We start from the raw sequence: 21,024 nt of genomic DNA, 5'->3' as shown, positions 1-21,024 counted from the left end.
ACTACAGACTATTTTATTTTAGGGAAGCATTTACTGTTTCAGTTTTACGCATTAGTAAATTCAAATGGCTGGATGTTAATACTTGCCGGCCTAAATTAGTCTCGGCTCAAGCGTTTTGTGATCAACGGCGGATATTTGTAAATCAATTGCTACTACTTAATTAAATATATTGCTAATGATAATTATTATCATTACTGTTTCATCGACCTCATTCTTACTGTTAGTAAAGTAAGTTATTAAAACGATATTAAGTAATAAGAGATTGACGAATGTTTAAAAAGACCTCAATAGCTCTAGCAGTGTTACTTGCGACACAATCTTCATACGCTATTGCACATACCAAAAAAGAAATAAAGCAAAGCACTAATGAGCAAAGCGCTGCTGTGCAGCCAATAGAAAAGATTGAAGTGCGTGGCGTAAGGCAAAGGCTAGAGAAGTCTGGTGTACTGTCTGACAGCATCATGAAAACAGAAGTCATTAGCTCAGAGCTTATGGACAATAAGAATGCGGTTAACCTAACAGAAGCAATCAATAATACCCCAGGTGTTAGGGTTTCTAACGAGTGTTCTATGTGTGGCGTTAAGCGGATTATGCTTAACGGATTACGTGGTGAGCAAACCACTATTTTAGTTGATGGTTTACCTGTACACGCCATGATTGCTGGTTATTACGCAGTAGATGCGATTCCAACAACCGGACTTGACCGCATTGAAGTGGCCCGTGGTGCAGGTGCATCGTTAATTGCCCCAGAGTCTATTGGCGGTACCATCAATATTATTACTAAGACTGCCCAAGAAAATGGCGCAACGGTTGATGTATCTGTCGGTGAGAACGGCAATAAAAAAATTGGTTTATTGGGTACAGGTATTAGTGATGATGGCGCGACGCGAGTAACACTGATTGGCCAGTTTGATAGTCGTGATCAGGTAGATGAAGATAACAACTTAGTTAACGAAGCGCCATCGCAAGACAATCGCACCTTAACGATGCGCCTGTCACACGATTTAACCGATAAAGACAACATCATTGTGCGTTATTCAAATGTCGACTCAGAGATATTTGGTGGCCCAATGCTAGGTAAAGAATATGCCGATGGCACTGCAACCAGTGCCGGCGGTGTATTAGCCAGTTACGACGGTGTCGACTCTGATACCTTGTTTGCTGGTAACGACGTGCGCAACGACTTTGTCGGTAAAGCGTGGGAAACCACTGAGTGGATCCATACTCAGCGTGACGAGTTATCGCTAAGCTGGCTACGTGAGCTAAATGACGATCTCAATATGACCCTCTCTGCCAGTTACTCAGACCATACTCAAGACTCGTTCTATGAAGGGTTTAAGTACTACGCTGAAGACACCATGCTGTATTTAGATGCACGCTTTAATTACTACCTAAATGATTCACACCTATTAACCTTTGGTGTTGATAACCGCAGTGAAGAGATGCGCTCACGCTCAAGCGGTGAGGGACATCAAGACTACGTATCAGATTCATTTGATTACGACATGCTAGGTTTCTATCTGCAAGACACATGGCAAGCAACTGACGAACTAGAGATTGCTATGGCATTACGCTACGACCATGTTAAAGCAGACTTTATTGACCCGAAAAAAGACGGTGTTGAAATTGACCAGTCGATTCTAGCCCCACGTGTTGATATTCGTTACAACCATAGCGATGAATGGACCTCTCGTTTATCGGCTGGTCGAGGTTATCGTGCGCCGTTATCTTTCTTTGAAACAGACCATGGCGTACTAGATGCCGAATTGGGTTTTGAAATCGATATTGAAGAGCTTGAGCGTTCAAACTCAGCGACTTACGCCTTAAGCTACAGCGGTGATGCACTAACAATGACTACATCGTTAGCTTGGACCGAAGTTGAAAACCTTGCCATGTTAAGCGAGACAGATAATGGCGTGCCGTTACTCAGCCAGCTTGATGAAAAAGCCTCTGTTACCACAGCCGATATTGCCCTTGGTTATGATGTGACTGACGACTTAACCCTTAACTTTACCGCTGAAGGCTTCTTTTATGATGATGCCTTTAAATCCTCTTACTCTTTAGCACCTGTAGAAGAGCGTGTGACGTTAAATGCCGATTACTTAATTCATGGTTGGGACATTTTTGCCAATCTAGTATGGATTGGCGGCCGTGATTTGAGTGAATACGGTTATGAAGGATATAACCAAGTAGACAGCTCTGGAGCGGTGATCCAAAGCTCGAAAAAATCAACTGATGCACCATCTTACTGGACGCTTGATCTGAAAGTAACTAAAGCAGTAACAGACAATATCGACTTTTATGCAGGGGTAAATAACCTATTTGATTACACCCAAGTGAACGAAGGTGAAACACCGTTATTCTTTGATGCCAGCGGTGGTTACGATGTTGCTTACATCTGGGGACCACTGCGTGGCCGTGAAGTCTATGCAGGCTTTAAGGCAACCTTCTAATCAGGGTTAGTAGTCTGGATTAACATACACGATTAACGAGGTTTACTATGTTTAACCCCAGCAGTAAATGGAGAGGTCAACAGCTAGCGCTGTTACTACTAGGGCTTGTGGTTATGACTCCCAAATCACAAGCGCTAGAACTGCTGGGGTTTGAGCATGCTAATTTAAAAAGTGGTCAAGTGAGTACGCTTGACCACTTAAAAGGTAAGCCGAGTTTAATGATGTTTTTTGAGCCAGAGTGCCCTTGGTGTTTTAAGCAAGGCAAGGCGTTTAATCGCTTATTAGCTCAGTGTGATAACAAGGTAAACATTGTTGCCATGGGCGCCAACGCAGACCGTTCAAGTTTGAAAAAGACTTTATGGAAGATGCATCTAGACTTTGATGGGTTTGAGGCTGGCCCCACTATGATGCAACAGGTTGGGCAGTTACCCGCCACACCAATAACCTTGCTGCTCGATGAGCAGGGTAATTTGGTGAGTTACCTTAGGGGCTATATCAAAGATGCTCAACTACAAGAGTTGTTACCCAAGGTGCTTGGGGTTAGTTGTTTGGCCAATGTGGGCTAACCTTGGAATGAAGGTTGATTACATTTTTTTTAAGCAGTGGCTACGGGGAAGTGTGCTCTATGTTTTAGCTTCATAGCTACCAATCGCCTGCAGCGGGCGTATGTGCAGATACTGCCGTGACACGCTATAAATACATCCTTGTAAGCTCGGCCATGACGTCCATGTCATGGACGGTCACGGCCGTATCTACACTGACTTAGACAAGCATAATTCTGGTGATTCGGAGTAATGGCTATAAGGCTAGTTCATTATCCGTATTAGTTGCTAATTAGCTCCGACCTCTTTCTTTCCTTTCTTTCAAAAACGATGTAGCTGCGCGAATATAGACAAATACTGGCACACTGTGATTGACCAAATTTTTGTATTGCTACAAAGTGGCCATTGTATGGTTGCTATTCACTGTAAGGAGTAAATTTTGGTAGGAAAGGATGATTCTGAAATTTCAAGATATTCGTCTTTTGACGAGTTCTGCAATGCTAATGGTTTGCCTTTACCGCATCGTGTGGAATTTGATCGTTCCAAGATAAATCAGCAAGAGCTAAAAGTGATAAAGAACTACTTTACTGACTTGTGTATCGATTTGACGGTATATAGTGATTTATTTACGTCTCAAGAATCAGTAGATACTTTAAATGAATTCAATGACTTGATTTTTAATAGAATAAAAAGAGCATATGTAGAAAAACTATGTTTGAGCATTGCTTGTTTACTAGATCCTGCTGAAACGGGAAACAATAAGAATCTATCACTCGCACATATAATCAAACAATGTAACTGCCCAGAGTTGGATGTGAAGCTTGATGGGTTAAAAGGTATCTATGAGTCTACGGGGATAAAGCGGTGGCGACAAAAGTTACTTGCTCACAATGATTTAAGCACATTGATGGGCGTAAAGCCCTTGGATTTAAAGTTTGAGCATAATGACATTGAGCATATGATAGAACTTATTCAGGAAATATTCGATGACATTTCAGATCCAACTGTTCATACGGATATTAGAGTCGTCTTACCTTTTGACAAAAATGGAAGCGCTTTTATCAAAAAGCTTCAACTTTCATTAAAATAACTGGGGCAAAGGTAAGGCAAAGGGGTCGGAGCGAATAAGATAAATTGAGATACTTTGCCTCATCTAAGTCACTCCTGATAGACCAGATACCTTAACGTGTTTCTGTCCAAAAGCGAGTTGGAACAGTCTTTAGTTATCACATCAAAAGCCGGATGACTTTGCAGGCTAACAGAAAACACCTATTCCCCATCGAAGTTGCCTAGGTTATTGAAGAACTCTTGTAAACATTAGCCGCGTGAGCGAGGTATGGATGCCGAGGTAGCCTTAGGTGAGCCATGGATGGCGAATATGAGGGGATAGCGATTGTCGAAAATAACTGAGGATTAACAACTTCGTCTGGGGCGCTGAGGGTTTGTTAAGGGGGACAAGCGTTTTCCCCCTTGACTCGGGTGTGGGCGAAGCGCCACGACTTTAGTTGTTAGACGAGGTCTAACTTTAAGCTCAAGCGCAGCTTGGTAAGACAAAGTTTAATGGTTAACTTCAACCTAAACCCTAAGCAACAGAAGCTAACAATTCCGTTAGCTCAACGGAACTCAAAGGTCGCATACAACCCTCAGGCAAATCCCCTAACTGCAAGCTCTGAATCGACACGCGTTTAAGGTCGATAACCTTAAAGCCCAAAGCTTGCGACATGCGCCTGATCTGACGATTAAGCCCCTGAGTCAAAGTAATCTGATACTTATCAGAATCCAAACGGCTCATCACACAAGGTAAAGTGGTGACATCTTTATAGTTTACACCAGCGGCCATGCTGGTAAGAAAAGCATCATCAAATGGGCGGTCAACTTGCACATGGTAAGTTTTAGCATGACCAAAATCTGGGTGCATTAGCTTATGGGTTAACTCACCATCGTTAGTTAATATCAATAAACCTCGGCTGTCTTTATCAAGACGGCCTATGGGATAAAGCCTTGGAGAGCTGGGTAATAAGTGCAATAAACTACAAGGTAAGTCAGCTAATAAGCGGCTATCTGTACCAACGGCTTTGTTAAATAGCCAATAGGCTTTGGCTTCGACGGCGGCAATTAGCTCGTCGTTAACATAGATGGTTTCAGCGCATTGCTGGCCGTTTTCAGTGTCGGTAAGGGTAACAGTGTCGACATGAGTCGCTACACGTTCGTTGATTCGAACTAAGCCGTCACGGATTAAGCGGGTGGCAGCGCGGCGTGAACAGCAGCCTGTTAAAGCTAGGTATTTTGCGAGTCTCATAATGTGAGTAATTACTCTGCAGCGAAATAGCGCTGAGAAAGTTCTAAATGATTCTTAATGGCCATTTGGCGTATGCTCCATGCGTGACCAAGGCACCATAACATCACTATGTTTGTTTGTGCCCACAAGGTTATGGTCATTAAACAGTAATGATCCCATAGATGGTGTTGCTCACATGGATCAAAATCTAAGGTTTGCCAGTTTAACTGAAAAATAAGCCCAGACGATGCAATGAAGCCTAAAACACTGATAAAAAATACTGGCCAACTGCAGGCTGAGTTTGGGTTAAACCTATCGCTAATGCACAAAAAGTACATCACTACTGTAGCGACTAAAAAGCTGGTGGAGACTAGTCGGTGCGGCCATAGATAGTTGATTGGAAATATGCCCATTAAGATCACACACAGGCCGACAAAAATCCCTATGCAGGCCAAGTAGTGGCTAAAATAGCCCAGCTTTAACAGTAATAAACTGACCATGGACAACATGATGCATAAGCCTGCCACCATCAAAGAGATGTTGTAGATAAAGGCGTAGCGGGTGTAAGTGTAGTCACCTAAAAAATCGGTGCGCAGATTAATGACCTGCCAGCCAATATTTTGATATTCAAGCCAAACAGAGGTCGATACACCAACGGCTGCAATCAAACCGCCGAGAAAAATAAGCACGACAATGAAGCGGTGATGATCATTGCGTATTGATTGATTTTGCAGTGTTTCGTCCATGAGAGCCCTTGCTATAGCGTTAAACAAAAAAGGAGTACACCTAGATGTACTCCTCTAACGTTTTATATAGCCAAACCTGCCTGATTAATTGCGTTTACGCAAGATCACAATCGCAATAGCTACAACCGCTAAGATCATGCAGTACCAAGCGTGGGTAACAACCGTTAGTGGCGATATAGCAAAGGTTGAAGCAACCAATAATGCTTGTGCACCGTATGGGATTAGACCTTGAATGATACAAGAGAAAATATCCAAGATACTGGCTGCACGCTTAGGTGTTACGCCGTGTTTTTGAGCGAGATCTTTAGCAATGTCACCAGTAACCACAATTGATACTGTGTTGTTAGCAACACAAGTGTTAGTGGTAGCAACAATTGCAGCCATGCCTAGTTCTGATGCGCGGCAAGATGCTTCGCCTTTGGCTTTAGAGAAACGACTGATAAGCTTTTCAATCTGCTGGCTAACAAATGCTAGACCACCTTGTTGCTGCATTAGTGCGGCTAAACCACCGACTAACATAGACAGAATGAAGATTTCTTGCATACTACCAAAACCTGCGTAGATATCCTTACCAAATTGAATTACGCCGTAATCCATAGTCGCTAGACCGGTAACACCTGCTAGCAAGATACCAATGGTTAGTACAACGAACACGTTAAGACCGGCAACGGCTAAAAACAGAATGGTTAGGTAAGGAATCACTTTTACAAAGTCGACTTCCTGCGCTGCAACATCAGCTTGGCCTTGGCCTGCTAAAGTGAAAATCACTAAGGTAATAATTGAAGCTGGAATGGCGAAAATCAGGTTCTCTCTGAACTTGTCTTTCATTTCACAGCCTTGAGTACGGGTGGCTGCAATGGTGGTGTCAGAGATAATTGATAGGTTGTCACCAAATAGTGCACCTGAGATCACGGCGCCAGCCATAATGGCTAAGTCAATTTGCGCTTCGTTAGCAACGCCTAGTGCAATAGGTGCTACTGCTGCAATTGTACCCATAGAGGTACCCATTGCGGTTGCGATAAACGCGGCAATCACAAAGAAGCCTGGTAGCAATAGGCTTGATGGCACTAAAGACAGACCAAGGGCGACAGTGGCGTCAACACCACCTGTGGCTTTAGCTACTGAAGCAAATGCACCCGCCAGCAAATAAATCATACACATAGCGATGATATTTGAGTGGCCAATGCCGTTTAAGAAGGTTTCTATTGATTGGTTAAGCTTTTGCTTTGAAATCAAAATAGCAAAGATAATGGCGGGTAAAATTGCCACTACGCTTGGTAATTGATAAAACGCAAAGTCTACGCCTTGGCTTTGAAAATAAACGCCAGCACCAATAAATAGCGCTAGAAATAGAAATAGTGGCGTTAGGGCTAAAAATGATGGAGCCGTTGTCGCGGCAGCTTTTTGGGCTTCTGGGGCATTACTGGAAGTCGTCAATGTTATCTCTCTTATCTTCAATCAGTCTTTGAACCATTGTTCCCATTGCCCTCCTAGCTGGAACAAACTACTCATTAGCTAGCGCTAAATCATAGAATGGTACATCTCAATAGATGAGAGGATATGAGATCGAAAGACGTCTGTCAATTTAGACGTCTAGATGTTTTTACTGCTAAGTCAAAATATAACCAAAGTTGTGAGCTATATCGGTTATGGCTTGTTGAGCTTTGGCTTATATTAGCTTGTGTAAGTTGCCACGATTATATGCCGATTGCCACTTTGCTAACTGGGGAAGTATTTAGTTTTTGCTTACGGTTTTTCATCTAGGCTTTATTAATCAATGATAAGCTTGTGTAAGTGAGTGTATTAATAACGATAAATTAATGAGATATGTTATGCAGTTAATGGACATTGATAAACAAACCTATCGCAAAAATACCAACTTAGTGATTATGGGGTTTGTAGCCAGTTTAGCGATTTTAGCTTTAGTTTTTGGCGCGATTCTCATTCACTTTTTTGGCGCTCCACCTAGTGCTAGTGGCGAGTCTACCGGCAATTTTCATCTTAATGTGATGGGTGTGGTTTTAGCGCTGGGCTTGTGTAGCGCAGTATTAAACAGCCAAAAGCAAAAGCCTTTTTTAAAAGAGGTGTACTACGTTTGGCAATTAAAACAGCTGCATAATCAGATTTACCGTAAGCTGGCAAAAATAAAACAGGCAGCGGAGCGCAACGAGCCAACGGCTTTTATTATTCTTAGTTTTTACTTTGCTAGCTTAAAGCAGGTTTATACCCTAGACGATAACACCTTAACTTTGGCTACCGTTGAAAGTGATCTTAACCAGTTAAATGACAAAATCGCTGCACTTGGACTGACGATTACGCCTGAGCAGTTTGAGCCGCAAATGCTGGAGAAAATCTAAGCCTGATATTACAGCGTGCTCCCAAACGTGGGAGCCGCTAGTGTTTTATAGCAATTGGTATTAGGTCATTCCTTTGTGTTTTATCCCAGCTCCTCTTGATTTGACTATCCCGCTGTTATTGATTGAAGTTATTTATTCTTCGCTCAACATTATCACTTTCGCTCAAAATCGGCGGTTTAATGCCTATTTACGTTCGGCTCAAGGCTGTTTAAGTTTAGCTTGTGAATGCTTACGTTGAGCTCTAGCTCAGAGCCGTTATTTCTTGCTCAGGGCTCTTATATTCAGCTCAAGGCTTTTGGCTCAGCTCAAGGCTTTTCATTCCTCGCTCAAGGCTGTTGGCTGCGACGACTTGTATTAAGTCAGTTGTTTGCTATGTTTTTGTTTAGTGATGACTGAATTTAATGATGAAGCTGATAATGACTCGTTCTGCTCAATCAAGTTGAGCCGATAAATTTGCAAAACGGATTGATGAATTGATACCCAAGGTTGGAGATCCCATGAAAAAAGCGCTAGCACTGGTTCCTTTCACGGCATTGGCTTTTACACCAGCCAGCAATGCAGTAGAAGTATTTAAAGACGATAAGAACGTATTTGATATTGGTGGCTATGTTGATGCCCGTGTTATCGACACCCAAGGGGTGACAGAGGTCGTAAACGGTAGCTCACGAATTAACTTTGCCTTTACCCGCAATATGTCTCAAGACTGGAAAGCCTACGTCAAGTTGGAATGGGGTGTTAACCCATTTGGTAACAGCACCATTTCTTACAGTAGTGAAAGTAATTTTGAAACTAAAAGTGGTGACTTTCTTAATAATCGCCTCGGTTATGTTGGTTTAAGCCACGACGATTACGGTTCTGTATCTATTGGTAAGCAGTGGGGCGCATGGTATGACGTGGTGTATAACACCAACTACGGCATGGTGTGGGACGGCAATGCTTCAGGGACTTATACCTATAACAAGTCTGACGGTGCCATTAACGGTGTTGGCCGCGGTGATAAAATCATTCAGTATCGTAACAGTTTTGGTGATTTTAGTTTGGCGGTGCAGATGCAGCTGAAAAATAGCGTGTCTGATGTCCCTGATGATGGTTCAAGCAATCCGAATCGCCTAGTACAAACAGAATATGATAATACTTACGGCATTGGCCTAACCTATCAAGCGACGGATATGTTGGTGTTAACCCTTGGTGGTAATACTGGTGAGCCTATGGCGACCACCGCTAGTGGCAGAGTGCTTAAAGAAACGGACTATATTTATGGTGCAGGCATAAGCTGGGGCGGCTGGGATCAATATGGTTTTTATGCCGCAGCTAACGTCAATGCCAATGAATATCACGATACTGATAATTTAGGTCGCTTCTTACAAGATGCGGTCGGGCTTGAGTCTTTAGTGTCTTACTACTTTGACAACAACGTTAAGATCTTGGCTTCATACAATATTCTAGAAGCGGGTGACGAGTACGAAAGAGTGCACCCTGGTGACGTGTTTAAGCGCCAATTTGCGTTTGCAGGCGTGCATTATTACTGGGATAACAGCGTGGTGATGTACCTTGAAGCACGTAAAGACTTCAGCGATTTTTCTAGTCGCGACCCAGCTAAGGAAGCTGCACAGCAATTAACTGAAGATGACGGTGTGGCCATTGGCGTACGCTATATTTTATAAATCTTTTGCTAGTTGTTTGCATTGAAAAGGCTTACCTTTTGGGTAAGCCTTTTTGTTGCTGTTTTGCTATTGCAGCGGCTATTTCAAGTGATTATTTCAAACGGTAAGTCACTTCGACTCTATCTTTGATCATCACTTGCCCTTGTTGATAGCTTTGGCCTGCATCGAAGCTTTTTGCTTCTGAATTCATGCGTAGCATAACAGGTTGAATAGGGCGCTGTTCAAAGTAGCTGATCTGCCATACGCCATCTAGCTCTTCACCAAAGCCTTCAGCTAGGCTTTTGGCTTTTTGCTGCGCATCTTTAATCGCTGCCATACGTGCTTGCTCGACATACTCAGCTTCTTTACTCGACTTAAGTGCAATGTTATTGATGCGGTTAATGCCTTGCTCAAGCGCTGAGTCAAGAATGCTATTTAACTTGGCAAGATCCATTACCGTGACAGTAATGCGGCGATTGGCATTGTAGCCGATAAGCTGATTAGGCTTGTTCTTCTCGTAATGGTATTGCGGCTGTAAATTGATATTAGCGCTTTGAATAAGTGATTTATCAACGCCGGCTTTTTCAAGGCGGGCTAAAAAGCTAGCAACGGCTTTATCTGATCCACGCTTTGCTTCTTGTGCGGTTTTAGCTTTAATCACCACTTCAACGTTCACTTCAGCCATATCAGCTTTAACTGTCAGCTCGCTGGTACCTATGGTGTTTAGGTGAGCAAAGTCGACATCGGCGGCTTGGGCGCTAGCAACGAAAGAAGTTGATGCAATAACAGTAGAGATAACGGCTGCGATAATTGATGATTTCATAAAAGCTCCAAACAATGAGTAGATGACTAAGCTATTTGCTCGTCTTGTTTGGTATAAACGCAGCCGTTTTGAAAAAGGGTTTTATTTTTTTAATTTTTTTATTCGGCTGAATTAAAGCTGTTTTGAAACACCACATCTTGCTTATGTTTTTGCTCTGCCCAGCCGGCGGTTTTCAGCTCTGGCTCATCTAAGAACTCATCCACATAGCCGATACACAAATAACCAATCAGCTCGCTGCTAGCTGGTGCATCCACCGCGTGTTTTATAGCTTCTGGGTCAACAATACTTACCCAGCCCACACCTATATTGAGTGAACGCGCCATAAGCCATAGGTTTTGAATGGCGCACACTACGCTAAAGCGTCCCATATCTGGCATGCTGGTTTGCCCAAGTACTGGAGCTGTTTGGTTTTGATAAAACACTGCTAGATTAACGGGCGCTTCGAGTATACCTTCAAGCTTAAGCTTGCTGTATTGAAGTTGTTTGTCAGTGCTAAATTGCGCTTTACCAGCGCTGTTGGCGGCGGTAAAGGACTGATGTACTTGCTGCTTAATCGTGTCATCGCGAACTACCACAAACTGCCAAGGCTGCGAATAACCCACCGATGGAGCGTGCAGGGCAGCTTCAAGCAGTTTATCTAACACGCTGTCATCAACTGGCGTCGCTAAAAAGTGATTACCACGAACGTCACGGCGAAGGCGCATAATGTCCATTAGCAACTGGCTATCGTTTAATGAAAATGGCTGACTCATTGGATGGACTCTTATTAGAAAATGAACAATAAAAAGGCGCCATATTGGCGCCTGTACTTTACCGCTATTTAACCGTTAAAGCTGCTAGCTCTGTGATTAAAATGGTAAGTTAATTAATCATCATTGAGATAGCGTAACCCACAACTGTAGCTGTGATGACGCCAATAAAGCCCGGCATAATAAAGCTGTGATTAACGATGTACTTACCAATATGCGTTGTCCCAGTTCTGTCAAAGCTAATGGCCGCTAGGTCACTTGGGTAGAATGGGAAGAAGAAGTAGGCATAACAAGCGGGTAAAACGCCGATTAATACTGGCGCAGGAATGCCTAACGAGAAGCCCAGTGGCAACATAATGGTTAAGGTTGCTGCTTGGCTTTTTAGAAATACCGAAGCGGTAAACATAGCAATGGCAAATGACCAAGGGTGCGCGTGCACAATATCGCTGACTGATTCAATCAAGTAGCTCTTGTGGTGGCCAATAATGGTGTCACTTAGCCACGCGATACCGAAGATAATAATCACTGCCGTCATACCTGCAATAAACACATTGCTGTGGACGATTTTCTTCGGGTCAATCTTGGTCGCTAATAAGATAATCGCGCCCACAGATAGCATCATAAACTGAATGGCGACCGACATCTTCACGCCTTCTGGTAGTAGTTGGTCGCCAAACATTGCCAGCGCAATCACCGACAAAATACCCAGTAAGAAGATGCTTAAACCTTTCTTAGCAGTGCTGTCATTCTTAGCGCTATCGCTGCTGTCTGACTCAGTATCAATCAGGCTATTTCTAAAATCTTCATCTTGTAAGCGCGCTTGAAACTCAGGGTCTTTATCGAGATCTTTACCGCGATTAAGGCTCCAGGTTGAGGCAACAAGTACACCTATTAGAGTCGATGGAATGGTGACGAGCAGCACATCAATAAGACTAATATCAAGGTTGTTTTCCATAGAGCTGGCAATCACTACGGCTGCTGCCGCTGCAATTGGGCTGGCGGTAATCCCCATTTGCGATGCAACGGTAGCAATGGCAAGGGGACGCTCAGGACGGATGCCTTTTTTGTAAGCAACATCGTAAATTACCGGCAATAGCGGGTAAACCGAATGGCCAGTACCGACTAAAACCGTTAATGAGTAAGTACACAGTGGGCCGAGAAATACGATTTGGTTAGGGTGTTTACGCAGCAGTTTTTCGGCGTAGCGTACTAGCAGTTTTAAACCGCCAGTGGCTTCTAGGGTGGCAGAGGCTGCTACAACTGCCAAAATAATCAACATCACGTTGATAGGCGGATTTCCTGGCGCAATGCCAAACACAAAAGCAAGAATCGATACGCCCAAGCCCCCAAGTAAGCCAAAGGCCACACCACCGTGGCGGATCCCCACAAAAATAACAGTTAACAACAAGAGCATATGTATGAAAAACATAGCGTGGAGTCCTTTTAGGCATTCTCAGTTAGTCAGCCAGTTTCAGCTGAAGCACTACCGGCGTGGTAGCCTTTTCGATGCAGTTATACCGTATGTGACTGATTGCTTAAATAGTGGGTGTTACACAAGGTGATAACACGCATTTATTTGTCAAATTTTTACTAAAAAGTGTGAACTGGCGCTGACGGGCGATAGGCTTCAACACTGGCTAAGAGCATGTCATATTGGCAACCGCTGTGATTAGCGAATATTAAACACGAGTTAACTGACAATATTGTGCGGAATTGGTTAGAATTAGGCAGATTTTTCATTCATCAGAGTGACGGTATGCACGTACATATTTTAGGAATTTGTGGCACTTTCATGGGCGGCTTAGCTTTACTGGCTAGAGCTGAAGGGCACAAGGTTACGGGCAGTGATGCCAATGTTTATCCGCCAATGAGCACTCAGCTTGAAGAGCAGGGGATTGAGCTTATTCAAGGGTTTGACCCATCTCAATTAGGCACAAATGAAGATGACGCACCAGACTTGGTTGTGATTGGCAATGCCATGAGTCGCGGTAATCCTTGTGTTGAAGCGGTATTAAATCGCGGCCTTAAATATACCTCTGGTCCACAGTTTTTAGCTGAGCATATTCTGCCGCAGCGTTGGGTGTTAGCCGTATCTGGTACTCATGGTAAAACCTCAACTTCCAGTATGTTGGCATGGATCTTAGAAGATTGTGGTTATGAGCCTGGATTTTTGATTGGTGGCGTACCGCAAAACTTTGGGGTATCGGCCCGTCTCGGTGGCTCGCCTTTCTTTGTGGTTGAAGCAGACGAATACGACAGCGCATTTTTTGATAAGCGCTCCAAGTTCGTCCATTACCAGCCACGCACCTTAGTGATAAATAACTTAGAGTTTGACCACGCTGATATTTTTGATGATTTAAAAGCGATCCAACGTCAGTTTAATCACGTAATACGTACCGTCCCGGGTGAAGGCAAAATCATTTGGCCTGCTGATGCGAGCAGTGTGCAGCAAGTGATTGATATGGGCTGCTGGAGCGAGCAAGAGCAATATCATTTATCAGCCAATCAAAATGGCTGGTACGCCGTGAATTTAACGGATGATGGCCATAAGTTTGAAGTCTTCTTTGATGGTGAGTCGCAGGGCATTTTGGATTGGCAGTTAATTGGCCAGCACAATATTGAAAACGCAGTAATGGCGATTGCTGCTGCGCGCCATGTTGGGGTGAAACCTCAAGCGGCCATTGAGGCGTTAACGCAGTTTGCGCCGCCAAAGCGCCGTATGGAGCTATTAGATACGATTGCTGGTGTTGAGGTGTATGATGATTTTGCTCATCACCCTACAGCAATCACCACTTCGCTAAGTGGCATGCGTGCTCGTGTAGGTAGCGGTAAAATCACCGTTATTTTAGAGCCTCGCTCTAACACGATGAAAAGCGGTGTGCATAAAGACACTTTAGCTAATTCGCTAAGCTTAGCGAGCAAGGCGTTTTTGTATCAAGCTGGCAATATTGATTGGGACATTCAGTCAGCAATGGCTGGCGGGTCAATTCCGGTTGAAGTGCGCTACGACATAGATGAGATAGTTCACCAAGTCGCGTCTCAAGCTGAGCCCGGAGAGACTATTATTGTTATGAGTAACGGTGGCTTTGGTGGTTTGCATCAAAAACTGCTGAGTAAGTTACGTAGTCAGCAAGGTAAATAATCAACCATGAGCGTTAAATATCGTAAAGCAGAAAAGTCGATAAGCTTGGCTTGGACTGGTGCGTCAGGGGCACCTTATGGCTTGAGGCTGCTGGAAATATTATTAAAAAGCGATTATCAGGTGTTTTTGATGATCTCCTCTGCAGCGCGCGTCGTGTTGGCGACCGAGCAAGGCTTACAATTAAGTGCCAATGGTGAAAAAGCCAAAGAGCAATTGCTTGCTCAATTTGGTGAAGTCGCTGGTGAGCTTATTGTACTGGGCAAGGAGGAGTGGTTTTCACCGCCAGCATCAGGCTCTGCGGCACCGAAGCAGATGGTGATTTGCCCTTGTAGTACAGGCACATTGGCAGCGGTTGCCACAGGCATGAGTAATAATTTGCTCGAAAGAGCTGCCGATGTGGTAATAAAAGAGCGCGGCCAATTAATCTTGGTTCCTCGCGAAACTCCTTTTAGTGCCATACACTTAGAGCATATGTTATCGCTTTCTAAGTTAGGCGCCACCATCATGCCAGCAGCACCAGGCTTTTATCATAATCCCAAATCGGTTGAAGATCTGGTAGACTTCATGGTCGCTCGAATTCTTGACCATCTGGGCGTTAACCATGCACTAACGAATCGTTGGGGTTATGACAAGCATAACGTTAGCGACATCGACTACTGAGAGTTATATGAAACACACCACTGAAGTGATGATCACTGCTGAAGAGATCGATCAAAAATTGGATATTTTGGCTGAGCAAATCAATGCTCATTATGCCGATAGCGACCGCCTATTAATGGTAGGTCTGTTAAAAGGTTCTGTTGTGTTTATGGCAGATCTTTGCAGACGTATTAAAGGTCATGTTGAAATCGACTTTATGTCGGTATCAAGCTATGGCAACGCTATGACTAGCAGCCGTGACGTAAAAATCCTTAAAGACGTACAGTCTGAAATTCAGGGGCGTGACGTACTGATTGTTGAAGATCTTATTGACTCTGGCAATACCTTGAACAAAGTGCGTGACATGCTGTTACTACGTGAGCCTAAGAGCCTTGCGCTTTGTACGCTTTTAGATAAACCAGAGCGCCGTGAAGTTGACGTACCAGTTGATTTTATTGGCTTTACTATTCCTGACGAGTTTATCGTAGGTTATGGTATCGACTATGCGGAGCAGTATCGTAATCTGCCTTACATCGCTAAAGTTGTTCCATTAGAGGACTAATTACCATCTAAATTGAGCATTTAAAGAGGAAAGTTTAGCGTACCTCGTTTGAATGCTTATTTTAATGCGTAATGACCTTATCGACTCCCGCACTGCGGGAGTTTTTTATATCTTTCAGACGGATTGAAATAACCATGGCAAATTCTCAAGCAGCCCTTGTTATTGACTCGCTTAAAAAGACCTATAAAGGTGGAGTTGAAGCGGTTAAAGGCATTAGTTTAACGGTCAATAAAGGTGACTTTTTCGCTCTTTTAGGCCCTAACGGTGCAGGTAAGTCGACCACAATTGGCGTGATTAGCTCGTTAGTGCAAAAAACGTCTGGCAAGGTGTCGGTGTTTGAACATGATATCGACTCGGAGTTAGAGCTGGCTAAGCTGTGTATTGGATTAGTGCCGCAAGAGTTTAATTTCAATCAGTTTGAAACAGTGCAGCAGATTGTGTTGAATCAAGCCGGTTACTACGGCGTTAAGCGTGATGTAGCCCTTGAGCGTGCTGAAAAATATTTATCGCAGCTGGATTTATGGGAAAAGCGTAATAGCCCTGCACGTGAGCTTTCAGGCGGTATGAAGCGCCGTTTGATGATTGCTCGCGCATTAATGCATGAGCCAAAGTTGTTAATTCTTGATGAGCCAACTGCGGGAGTTGATATTGAGCTGCGTCGCTCGATGTGGACTTTCTTAACCGATCTAAATCAGCAAGGTGTGACGATTATTCTTACCACCCACTACCTTGAAGAAGCCGAAATGCTGTGCCGCAATATCGGTATTATCGATAAAGGTGTGCTGGTGGAGTGTACTAGCATGAAGTCACTATTAAGCCGCTTAAATATTGAAACCTTTGTGCTGGATTTAAAAGATGATTTAGCCGCAGTGCCAGCGCTTAACGGTGTTGAGTGCCGCTTAACTGACAGCCATACATTAGAAGTGGATGTGGCGAAAGAGCAAGGGCTTAACAGCGTGTTTGTTCAGTTAAATGAGCAAGGCATACAAGTACTGTCGATGCGTAATAAAGCAAACCGCTTAGAAGAGCTGTTTGTTGAATTAGTTGAAAAAGGCAAGCAAACCGGAGGTGTGAAATGAACATGAGAGCGCTGTATTTCACAGCTTTTAAAAGTATCTTAAATAAAGAGGTTAACCGCTTTACCCGTATTTGGGTGCAAACCTTAGTGCCGCCAGCGATTAGTATGACCTTATATTTCCTTATTTTTGGTAACTTGGTTGGTAAACGCATTGGTGAGATGGGTGGCGTGTCTTACATGGAGTTTATTGCTCCGGGCTTGATCATGATGGCGGTGATCACTAGTTCATACTCTAATGTGGTGTCGTCGTTCTTCAGTGCCAAGTTTCAACGTAACCTTGAAGAACTGATTGTGGCGCCTGTGCCGCATTATGTGATTATTGCTGGTTATGTTGGTGGTGGTGTCGCACGTGGTCTTTGTGTGGGCACTATTGTGACTTTAGTGGCGTTATTTTTTGTCGATATTAGCGTGCATCACTTAGGGCTGGTGGCCTTAACTGTACTGCTGACATCGATTCTGTTTTCGCTGGGCGGCTTGATTAATGCCGTCTTTGCTAAAAGCTATGACGACATCAGCATAGTCCCTACGTTTGTGTTAACACCGCTGACCTATTTAGGTGGGGTGTTTTACTCGCTATCGTTATTGCCTGAGTTCTGGCAAGGTGTATCGGCGTTAAACCCAATCGTGTATATGATTAACGTATTCCGTTATGGCTTCTTAGGTTACGCTGATATGAGCGTGCCGCTTTCAATTGGGGTGATGGTAGGTTTCTGTACTGTACTTTGGGCCGTGGCTTACTACCTTATTTCTCGCGGTATTGGATTGAGAAGCTAATCGCTAAAACTTGCCGAGAACTGAGCACTTGAAATAAGCCAACCGTTGCGGTTGGCTTTTTTGTGTCTGTTATTTTAATCGTTTGAAGCTAGAGGGTTATTCATTACAACTCACCGTCTTCAATAAAGGCTAGTATGGTAAACAGTTGCTCAATGTTATTGGCTGCAAGTTTACTAGTGCAGCAATGGCCTGCTTGGCTGGCATGAAGTCGCACCCATTCGATCAGGCGCTCCATCGATGGTTGCGGCCTTGATAAATGTAATTGCAAACCTGCTGCACAATTTTCTATCTGGTAACTGAAACCTCGGCTATCGATGATAGTAAGTTCTTCAAGGCTGCCTAACATAGGCAGTTGTTCGGTTAACTCAGTTAATTCTGTGAGATAAACGAGTTCATCTTGCTGAAGATGTTTAACTGCAATTGGCCATTGGAGTGAGGCTAAAGAAAGAGTCGACAATAGGTGCTCCGGCAGAAGATAGTCCAGTACAGCTTACACTTAATTTGCTTTTGCGGCTTCTTCTTCGATGAGTTGTTTTCTAGCAATCAATACATCAATGGCACCTGCGTTGGCGGTAACAAGCTGATCAAAGTGCTGATTCATTTCATCAAGGGATTCTAGATATTTCGGATCTGTTTTTTCTTTTTTCTGCCAATAGCGATTACGCTCAAGCTTTTGTAATTCACTGGCTCTGAGTATTTCGTAATAACTATTTTCTTGGCGCAAGCGATACACTTCACTGTCTAACAGCTGTAATAAGCGCTCTTTTGAAATGGTTTTTTTATTCAGTAACGCTTGTAGCGGATCTTGAGTCTCAATGCGTTTATCTGAATCGGTTTCTGTGGTGATCCCGAGTTGATATTCAATCTTATGCTGGCGAAATTCAGTCGGGCACGAGTGTTGACTAAAGACGATTTTATTGTCTTTAGTGCACTTGAAAATACTGCTCTTTGCGTGAGCAGAACTTGCGACTGCAAGGCAAATTATTGTGAAAATAATTTTCGCCATCGGGTTAACTGTCCTTATTGACCTGAGTGCTGTATTGACTGAATGTGACGTCGTATTGTTATAGCGTAACTGCCAAGTATTAATGCTTAAGAATTAACAAGTATGCATTATCCTTAACAATCTTTCATACTATGGCTGAAGTTGACTAATAACTCCAGTTTTTTGACACTAAATTATTTAAGGTTAATGCAACGGTTTTATCAGTCTTTGAGCGTATTTTAGCTGAAATTATTTATATAAATTCAATATTTTGACGGGCGATATTGCCATGAGTGAGAGTCGACGAACTCAGTTACTGACTGTAACCATAGAGTTCATTATTTCAGGCGGGTTCAGTCAGCTTTGTGAGTATAAATCGCTAATAAAAAACGGCACTAAATAGCGCCGTTAATTGATTTGTCATGCAAGTAACTTAAATCGATACCAAGATATTATCGATTAAGCGGGTTGTGCCCATGTAAGCTGCAACTAAAATCACTAGTTCTTTGTCTGTACTATTAGCAATAGCAAAAGTCTTCGCATTACGCACATCTAAGTAGTCATGCTTAAAGCCTGCTTGGCTTAGCTCATGTAGAGCTTGTTCGACAACTGCATCGATAACTTCACCCGCTTTTAGCGAGGCAGACATAGCGTCTAAGCTACGCTTAATTTGCGCTGCTTGCTGCTTTTGCTCGGCAGTTAAGTAGCCATTGCGCGAACTCATCGCAAGGCCAGATGCTTCACGTATGGTATCAACACCGACAATCTCAATTGGCATTGATAGATCTTCAACCATAGTGCGAATAACAAGTAGCTGTTGAAAGTCTTTTTGACCAAATACGGCCACATCAGGCTGCACGATATTAAATAGCTTACAGACAATTGTTGCCACGCCTCTAAAGTGGCCTGGGCGGCTTGCACCACAAAGCTCATCAGAAATCGCTGGGACTTCAACAAAAGTTTGTGCATCCATACCTTTTGGATAGATGATGTCGGGTGTTGGCGTGAACAGTAATTCTGCGCCTGCGGCCACAAGTGCGGCTTGATCATCAGCTAAAGTGCGTGGGTATGAATCAAGATCTTCGTTTTGGCCGAACTGCATCGGGTTAACAAAAATCGAAGCAACCACATGGTCTGCACGTAGTTTGGCTTCTTTCACTAAAGTGATATGGCCTAAGTGTAAGTTGCCCATTGTTGGTACAAATGCAACGGTTTCGCCTTGTTGGTGCCAAGCTTTAACTTGAGCGCGAATTTCAGCGATTGATTGAGTTGTGATCATGACTTTACTGCTCTGATAGCAAAATAAAATACGCTCAACTAGGCAGTTGAGCGCTGATAATTAGTTAAATGTGTGCTCGTCACCAGGGAATATTCCCTCGGCAACTTCACTGATGTATGCACGAACGGCAGCGCGGATCTCGCCGGTTTGCTTAAGATAGTTCTTAGAAAAACGTGGAATGTAGCCACTAGAGATCCCAAGTACGTCGTGCATCACTAAAATTTGACCATCGGTGTCTTTACCTGCGCCAATACCAATAACTGGAATGGTCAAAGCTTCGGTAATCGCTTTTGCAAGTGCAGCTGGAATACATTCAACTACTAATAGTTGTGCGCCAGCCGCTTCTAGTGCAACGGCTTCATCAAGAATACGTTGCGCGTTGTCAGCATCGCGGCCTTGAACCTTAAAACCACCAAATACGTGCACAGATTGTGGCGTTAGGCCTAAGTGAGCACATACTGGAATACCGCGTTCAGTTAGCATAGATACGCTTTCAAGTAGCCATTTGCCACCTTCAACTTTAACCATGCTAGCACCTGCTTGCATTAGCTTAGTAGCGTTGGTCATGGTCTGCTCTGGCGTGGCATAGCTCATAAATGGCATGTCTGCGATAAGTAATGCACGCTCAATACCGCGGCGCACACAGCGTGTGTGGTAAGCAATATCGTCAACGGTAACAGGTAAAGTGTCGCTGTGGCCTTGAAGTACCATTCCCATAGAATCACCCACTAAGAGTACTTCTACGCCTTCGCTGTCAAATGCACCGGCAAAACTTGCATCGTAAGCGGTTAGTGCAGTGAATTTTTTACCTTCTTGTTTAAAGGTACGCAGTGTTGAACTTGTAATTTTGGACATAATGGTAATTTTAAAACTCAATTTGTGAAGTTGTTACAGGCCAACAAAGGGTTGACTTCAATGAACTTGATGTTGAATTTTTTCAAAATAGACGCGGCCATACTAGCAGAAAAACTAAT

20 protein-coding genes are annotated in these 21,024 nt (G+C 43.5%); 10 read left to right on the top strand and 10 right to left on the bottom strand.

Annotated features, from left to right (window positions below; genetic code table 11):
* The first annotated feature begins 269 nt into the window (after positions 1-269).
* The 3 genes from MSG37_RS08160 to MSG37_RS08150 all read left to right on the top strand — a co-directional run bounded on the left by MSG37_RS08160 (position 270) and on the right by MSG37_RS08150 (position 4,085).
* Positions 270-2,453, top strand: a complete 2,184-nt coding sequence (locus tag MSG37_RS08160; RefSeq protein WP_248470096.1) for a TonB-dependent receptor — start codon at positions 270-272, stop codon at positions 2,451-2,453.
* Positions 2,454-2,566: 113 nt separating this feature from the next.
* A complete protein-coding gene (locus MSG37_RS08155; RefSeq protein ID WP_248470095.1) occupies positions 2,567-3,019 on the top strand; it encodes a redoxin domain-containing protein in 453 nt (150 codons plus the stop codon).
* A gap of 415 nt (positions 3,020-3,434) precedes the next feature.
* On the top strand, positions 3,435-4,085 hold the full coding sequence (locus MSG37_RS08150; RefSeq protein WP_248470094.1) for a hypothetical protein: 651 nt from the start codon (positions 3,435-3,437) through the stop codon (positions 4,083-4,085).
* 492 nt (positions 4,086-4,577) lie between these two features.
* Here the strand turns inward: MSG37_RS08150 and MSG37_RS08145 are convergent, their stop codons facing one another.
* The 3 genes from MSG37_RS08145 to MSG37_RS08135 all read right to left on the bottom strand — a co-directional run bounded on the left by MSG37_RS08145 (position 4,578) and on the right by MSG37_RS08135 (position 7,456).
* Positions 4,578-5,294: a pseudouridine synthase gene (locus tag MSG37_RS08145; protein ID WP_248470093.1), complete on the bottom strand. Its 717-nt coding sequence runs from the start codon at positions 5,292-5,294 to the stop codon at positions 4,578-4,580.
* An 11-nt stretch (positions 5,295-5,305) separates the two neighbouring features.
* Positions 5,306-6,019 carry a hypothetical protein gene (locus MSG37_RS08140; protein WP_248470091.1) on the bottom strand — a complete coding sequence of 238 codons (714 nt, stop codon included), beginning with the start codon at positions 6,017-6,019 and terminating at the stop codon, positions 5,306-5,308.
* 84 nt (positions 6,020-6,103) lie between these two features.
* Positions 6,104-7,456 (bottom strand): Na+/H+ antiporter NhaC family protein, encoded by a 1,353-nt coding sequence (locus tag MSG37_RS08135; RefSeq protein ID WP_248470090.1) that lies wholly within the window; start codon positions 7,454-7,456, stop codon positions 6,104-6,106.
* A gap of 395 nt (positions 7,457-7,851) precedes the next feature.
* Between MSG37_RS08135 and MSG37_RS08130 the strand changes: the two genes are divergently transcribed.
* Together MSG37_RS08130 and MSG37_RS08125 are read left to right on the top strand one after the other, a co-directional pair.
* The gene (locus tag MSG37_RS08130; RefSeq protein WP_248470089.1) at positions 7,852-8,376 is read left to right on the top strand and encodes a DUF3087 domain-containing protein; all 525 of its coding nucleotides are present in this window, start codon (positions 7,852-7,854) and stop codon (positions 8,374-8,376) included.
* Between the two features lie 497 nt (positions 8,377-8,873).
* A complete protein-coding gene (locus MSG37_RS08125) occupies positions 8,874-10,040 on the top strand; it encodes a porin (protein WP_248470088.1) in 1,167 nt (388 codons plus the stop codon).
* 91 nt (positions 10,041-10,131) lie between these two features.
* Here the strand turns inward: MSG37_RS08125 and MSG37_RS08120 are convergent, their stop codons facing one another.
* The 3 genes from MSG37_RS08120 to MSG37_RS08110 form a co-directional block, all read right to left on the bottom strand.
* Complete coding sequence (locus tag MSG37_RS08120; RefSeq protein ID WP_248470087.1) at positions 10,132-10,842, bottom strand: oxidative stress defense protein; 711 nt, start codon at positions 10,840-10,842, stop codon at positions 10,132-10,134.
* A 98-nt stretch (positions 10,843-10,940) separates the two neighbouring features.
* Entirely contained in the window at positions 10,941-11,594 is a 654-nt protein-coding gene (gene bluB, locus MSG37_RS08115) for a 5,6-dimethylbenzimidazole synthase (RefSeq protein WP_248470086.1), read from the bottom strand.
* A gap of 109 nt (positions 11,595-11,703) precedes the next feature.
* The gene (locus MSG37_RS08110) at positions 11,704-13,020 is read right to left on the bottom strand and encodes an anaerobic C4-dicarboxylate transporter (protein WP_248470085.1); all 1,317 of its coding nucleotides are present in this window, start codon (positions 13,018-13,020) and stop codon (positions 11,704-11,706) included.
* A gap of 327 nt (positions 13,021-13,347) precedes the next feature.
* Between MSG37_RS08110 and mpl the strand changes: the two genes are divergently transcribed.
* From mpl to MSG37_RS08085, 5 genes are all read left to right on the top strand, one after another.
* Complete coding sequence (gene mpl / locus MSG37_RS08105) at positions 13,348-14,733, top strand: UDP-N-acetylmuramate:L-alanyl-gamma-D-glutamyl-meso-diaminopimelate ligase (RefSeq protein WP_248470238.1); 1,386 nt, start codon at positions 13,348-13,350, stop codon at positions 14,731-14,733.
* Positions 14,734-14,739: 6 nt separating this feature from the next.
* Positions 14,740-15,393, top strand: coding sequence for a flavin prenyltransferase UbiX (locus MSG37_RS08100; RefSeq protein ID WP_248470084.1), 654 nt, complete (start codon positions 14,740-14,742; stop codon positions 15,391-15,393).
* A gap of 7 nt (positions 15,394-15,400) precedes the next feature.
* Positions 15,401-15,934, top strand: a complete 534-nt coding sequence (gene hpt, locus MSG37_RS08095; protein ID WP_248470083.1) for a hypoxanthine phosphoribosyltransferase — start codon at positions 15,401-15,403, stop codon at positions 15,932-15,934.
* 134 nt (positions 15,935-16,068) lie between these two features.
* Positions 16,069-17,013, top strand: a complete 945-nt coding sequence (locus MSG37_RS08090; RefSeq protein WP_248470082.1) for an ABC transporter ATP-binding protein — start codon at positions 16,069-16,071, stop codon at positions 17,011-17,013.
* A 2-nt stretch (positions 17,014-17,015) separates the two neighbouring features.
* Complete coding sequence (locus MSG37_RS08085) at positions 17,016-17,786, top strand: ABC transporter permease (protein ID WP_248470237.1); 771 nt, start codon at positions 17,016-17,018, stop codon at positions 17,784-17,786.
* Positions 17,787-17,889: 103 nt separating this feature from the next.
* On the opposite strand, the gene MSG37_RS08080 is transcribed toward MSG37_RS08085, so the two are convergent.
* The 4 genes from MSG37_RS08080 to panB all read right to left on the bottom strand — a co-directional run bounded on the left by MSG37_RS08080 (position 17,890) and on the right by panB (position 20,905).
* Entirely contained in the window at positions 17,890-18,243 is a 354-nt protein-coding gene (locus MSG37_RS08080; RefSeq protein WP_248470081.1) for a DUF4144 domain-containing protein, read from the bottom strand.
* A gap of 39 nt (positions 18,244-18,282) precedes the next feature.
* Positions 18,283-18,792, bottom strand: a complete 510-nt coding sequence (locus MSG37_RS08075; protein WP_248470080.1) for a DUF4124 domain-containing protein — start codon at positions 18,790-18,792, stop codon at positions 18,283-18,285.
* Between the two features lie 412 nt (positions 18,793-19,204).
* Positions 19,205-20,050, bottom strand: coding sequence for a pantoate--beta-alanine ligase (gene panC / locus MSG37_RS08070; RefSeq protein WP_248470078.1), 846 nt, complete (start codon positions 20,048-20,050; stop codon positions 19,205-19,207).
* Positions 20,051-20,110: 60 nt separating this feature from the next.
* On the bottom strand, positions 20,111-20,905 hold the full coding sequence (panB, locus tag MSG37_RS08065; RefSeq protein ID WP_248470077.1) for a 3-methyl-2-oxobutanoate hydroxymethyltransferase: 795 nt from the start codon (positions 20,903-20,905) through the stop codon (positions 20,111-20,113).
* Positions 20,906-21,024 lie beyond the last annotated feature (119 nt).

Origin of the sequence: Shewanella sp. 1CM18E (genome assembly GCF_023161665.1) — a bacterium.
Classification (GTDB): domain Bacteria; phylum Pseudomonadota; class Gammaproteobacteria; order Enterobacterales; family Shewanellaceae; genus Shewanella.
This window is presented reverse-complemented; position numbering and strand designations above follow the sequence as displayed.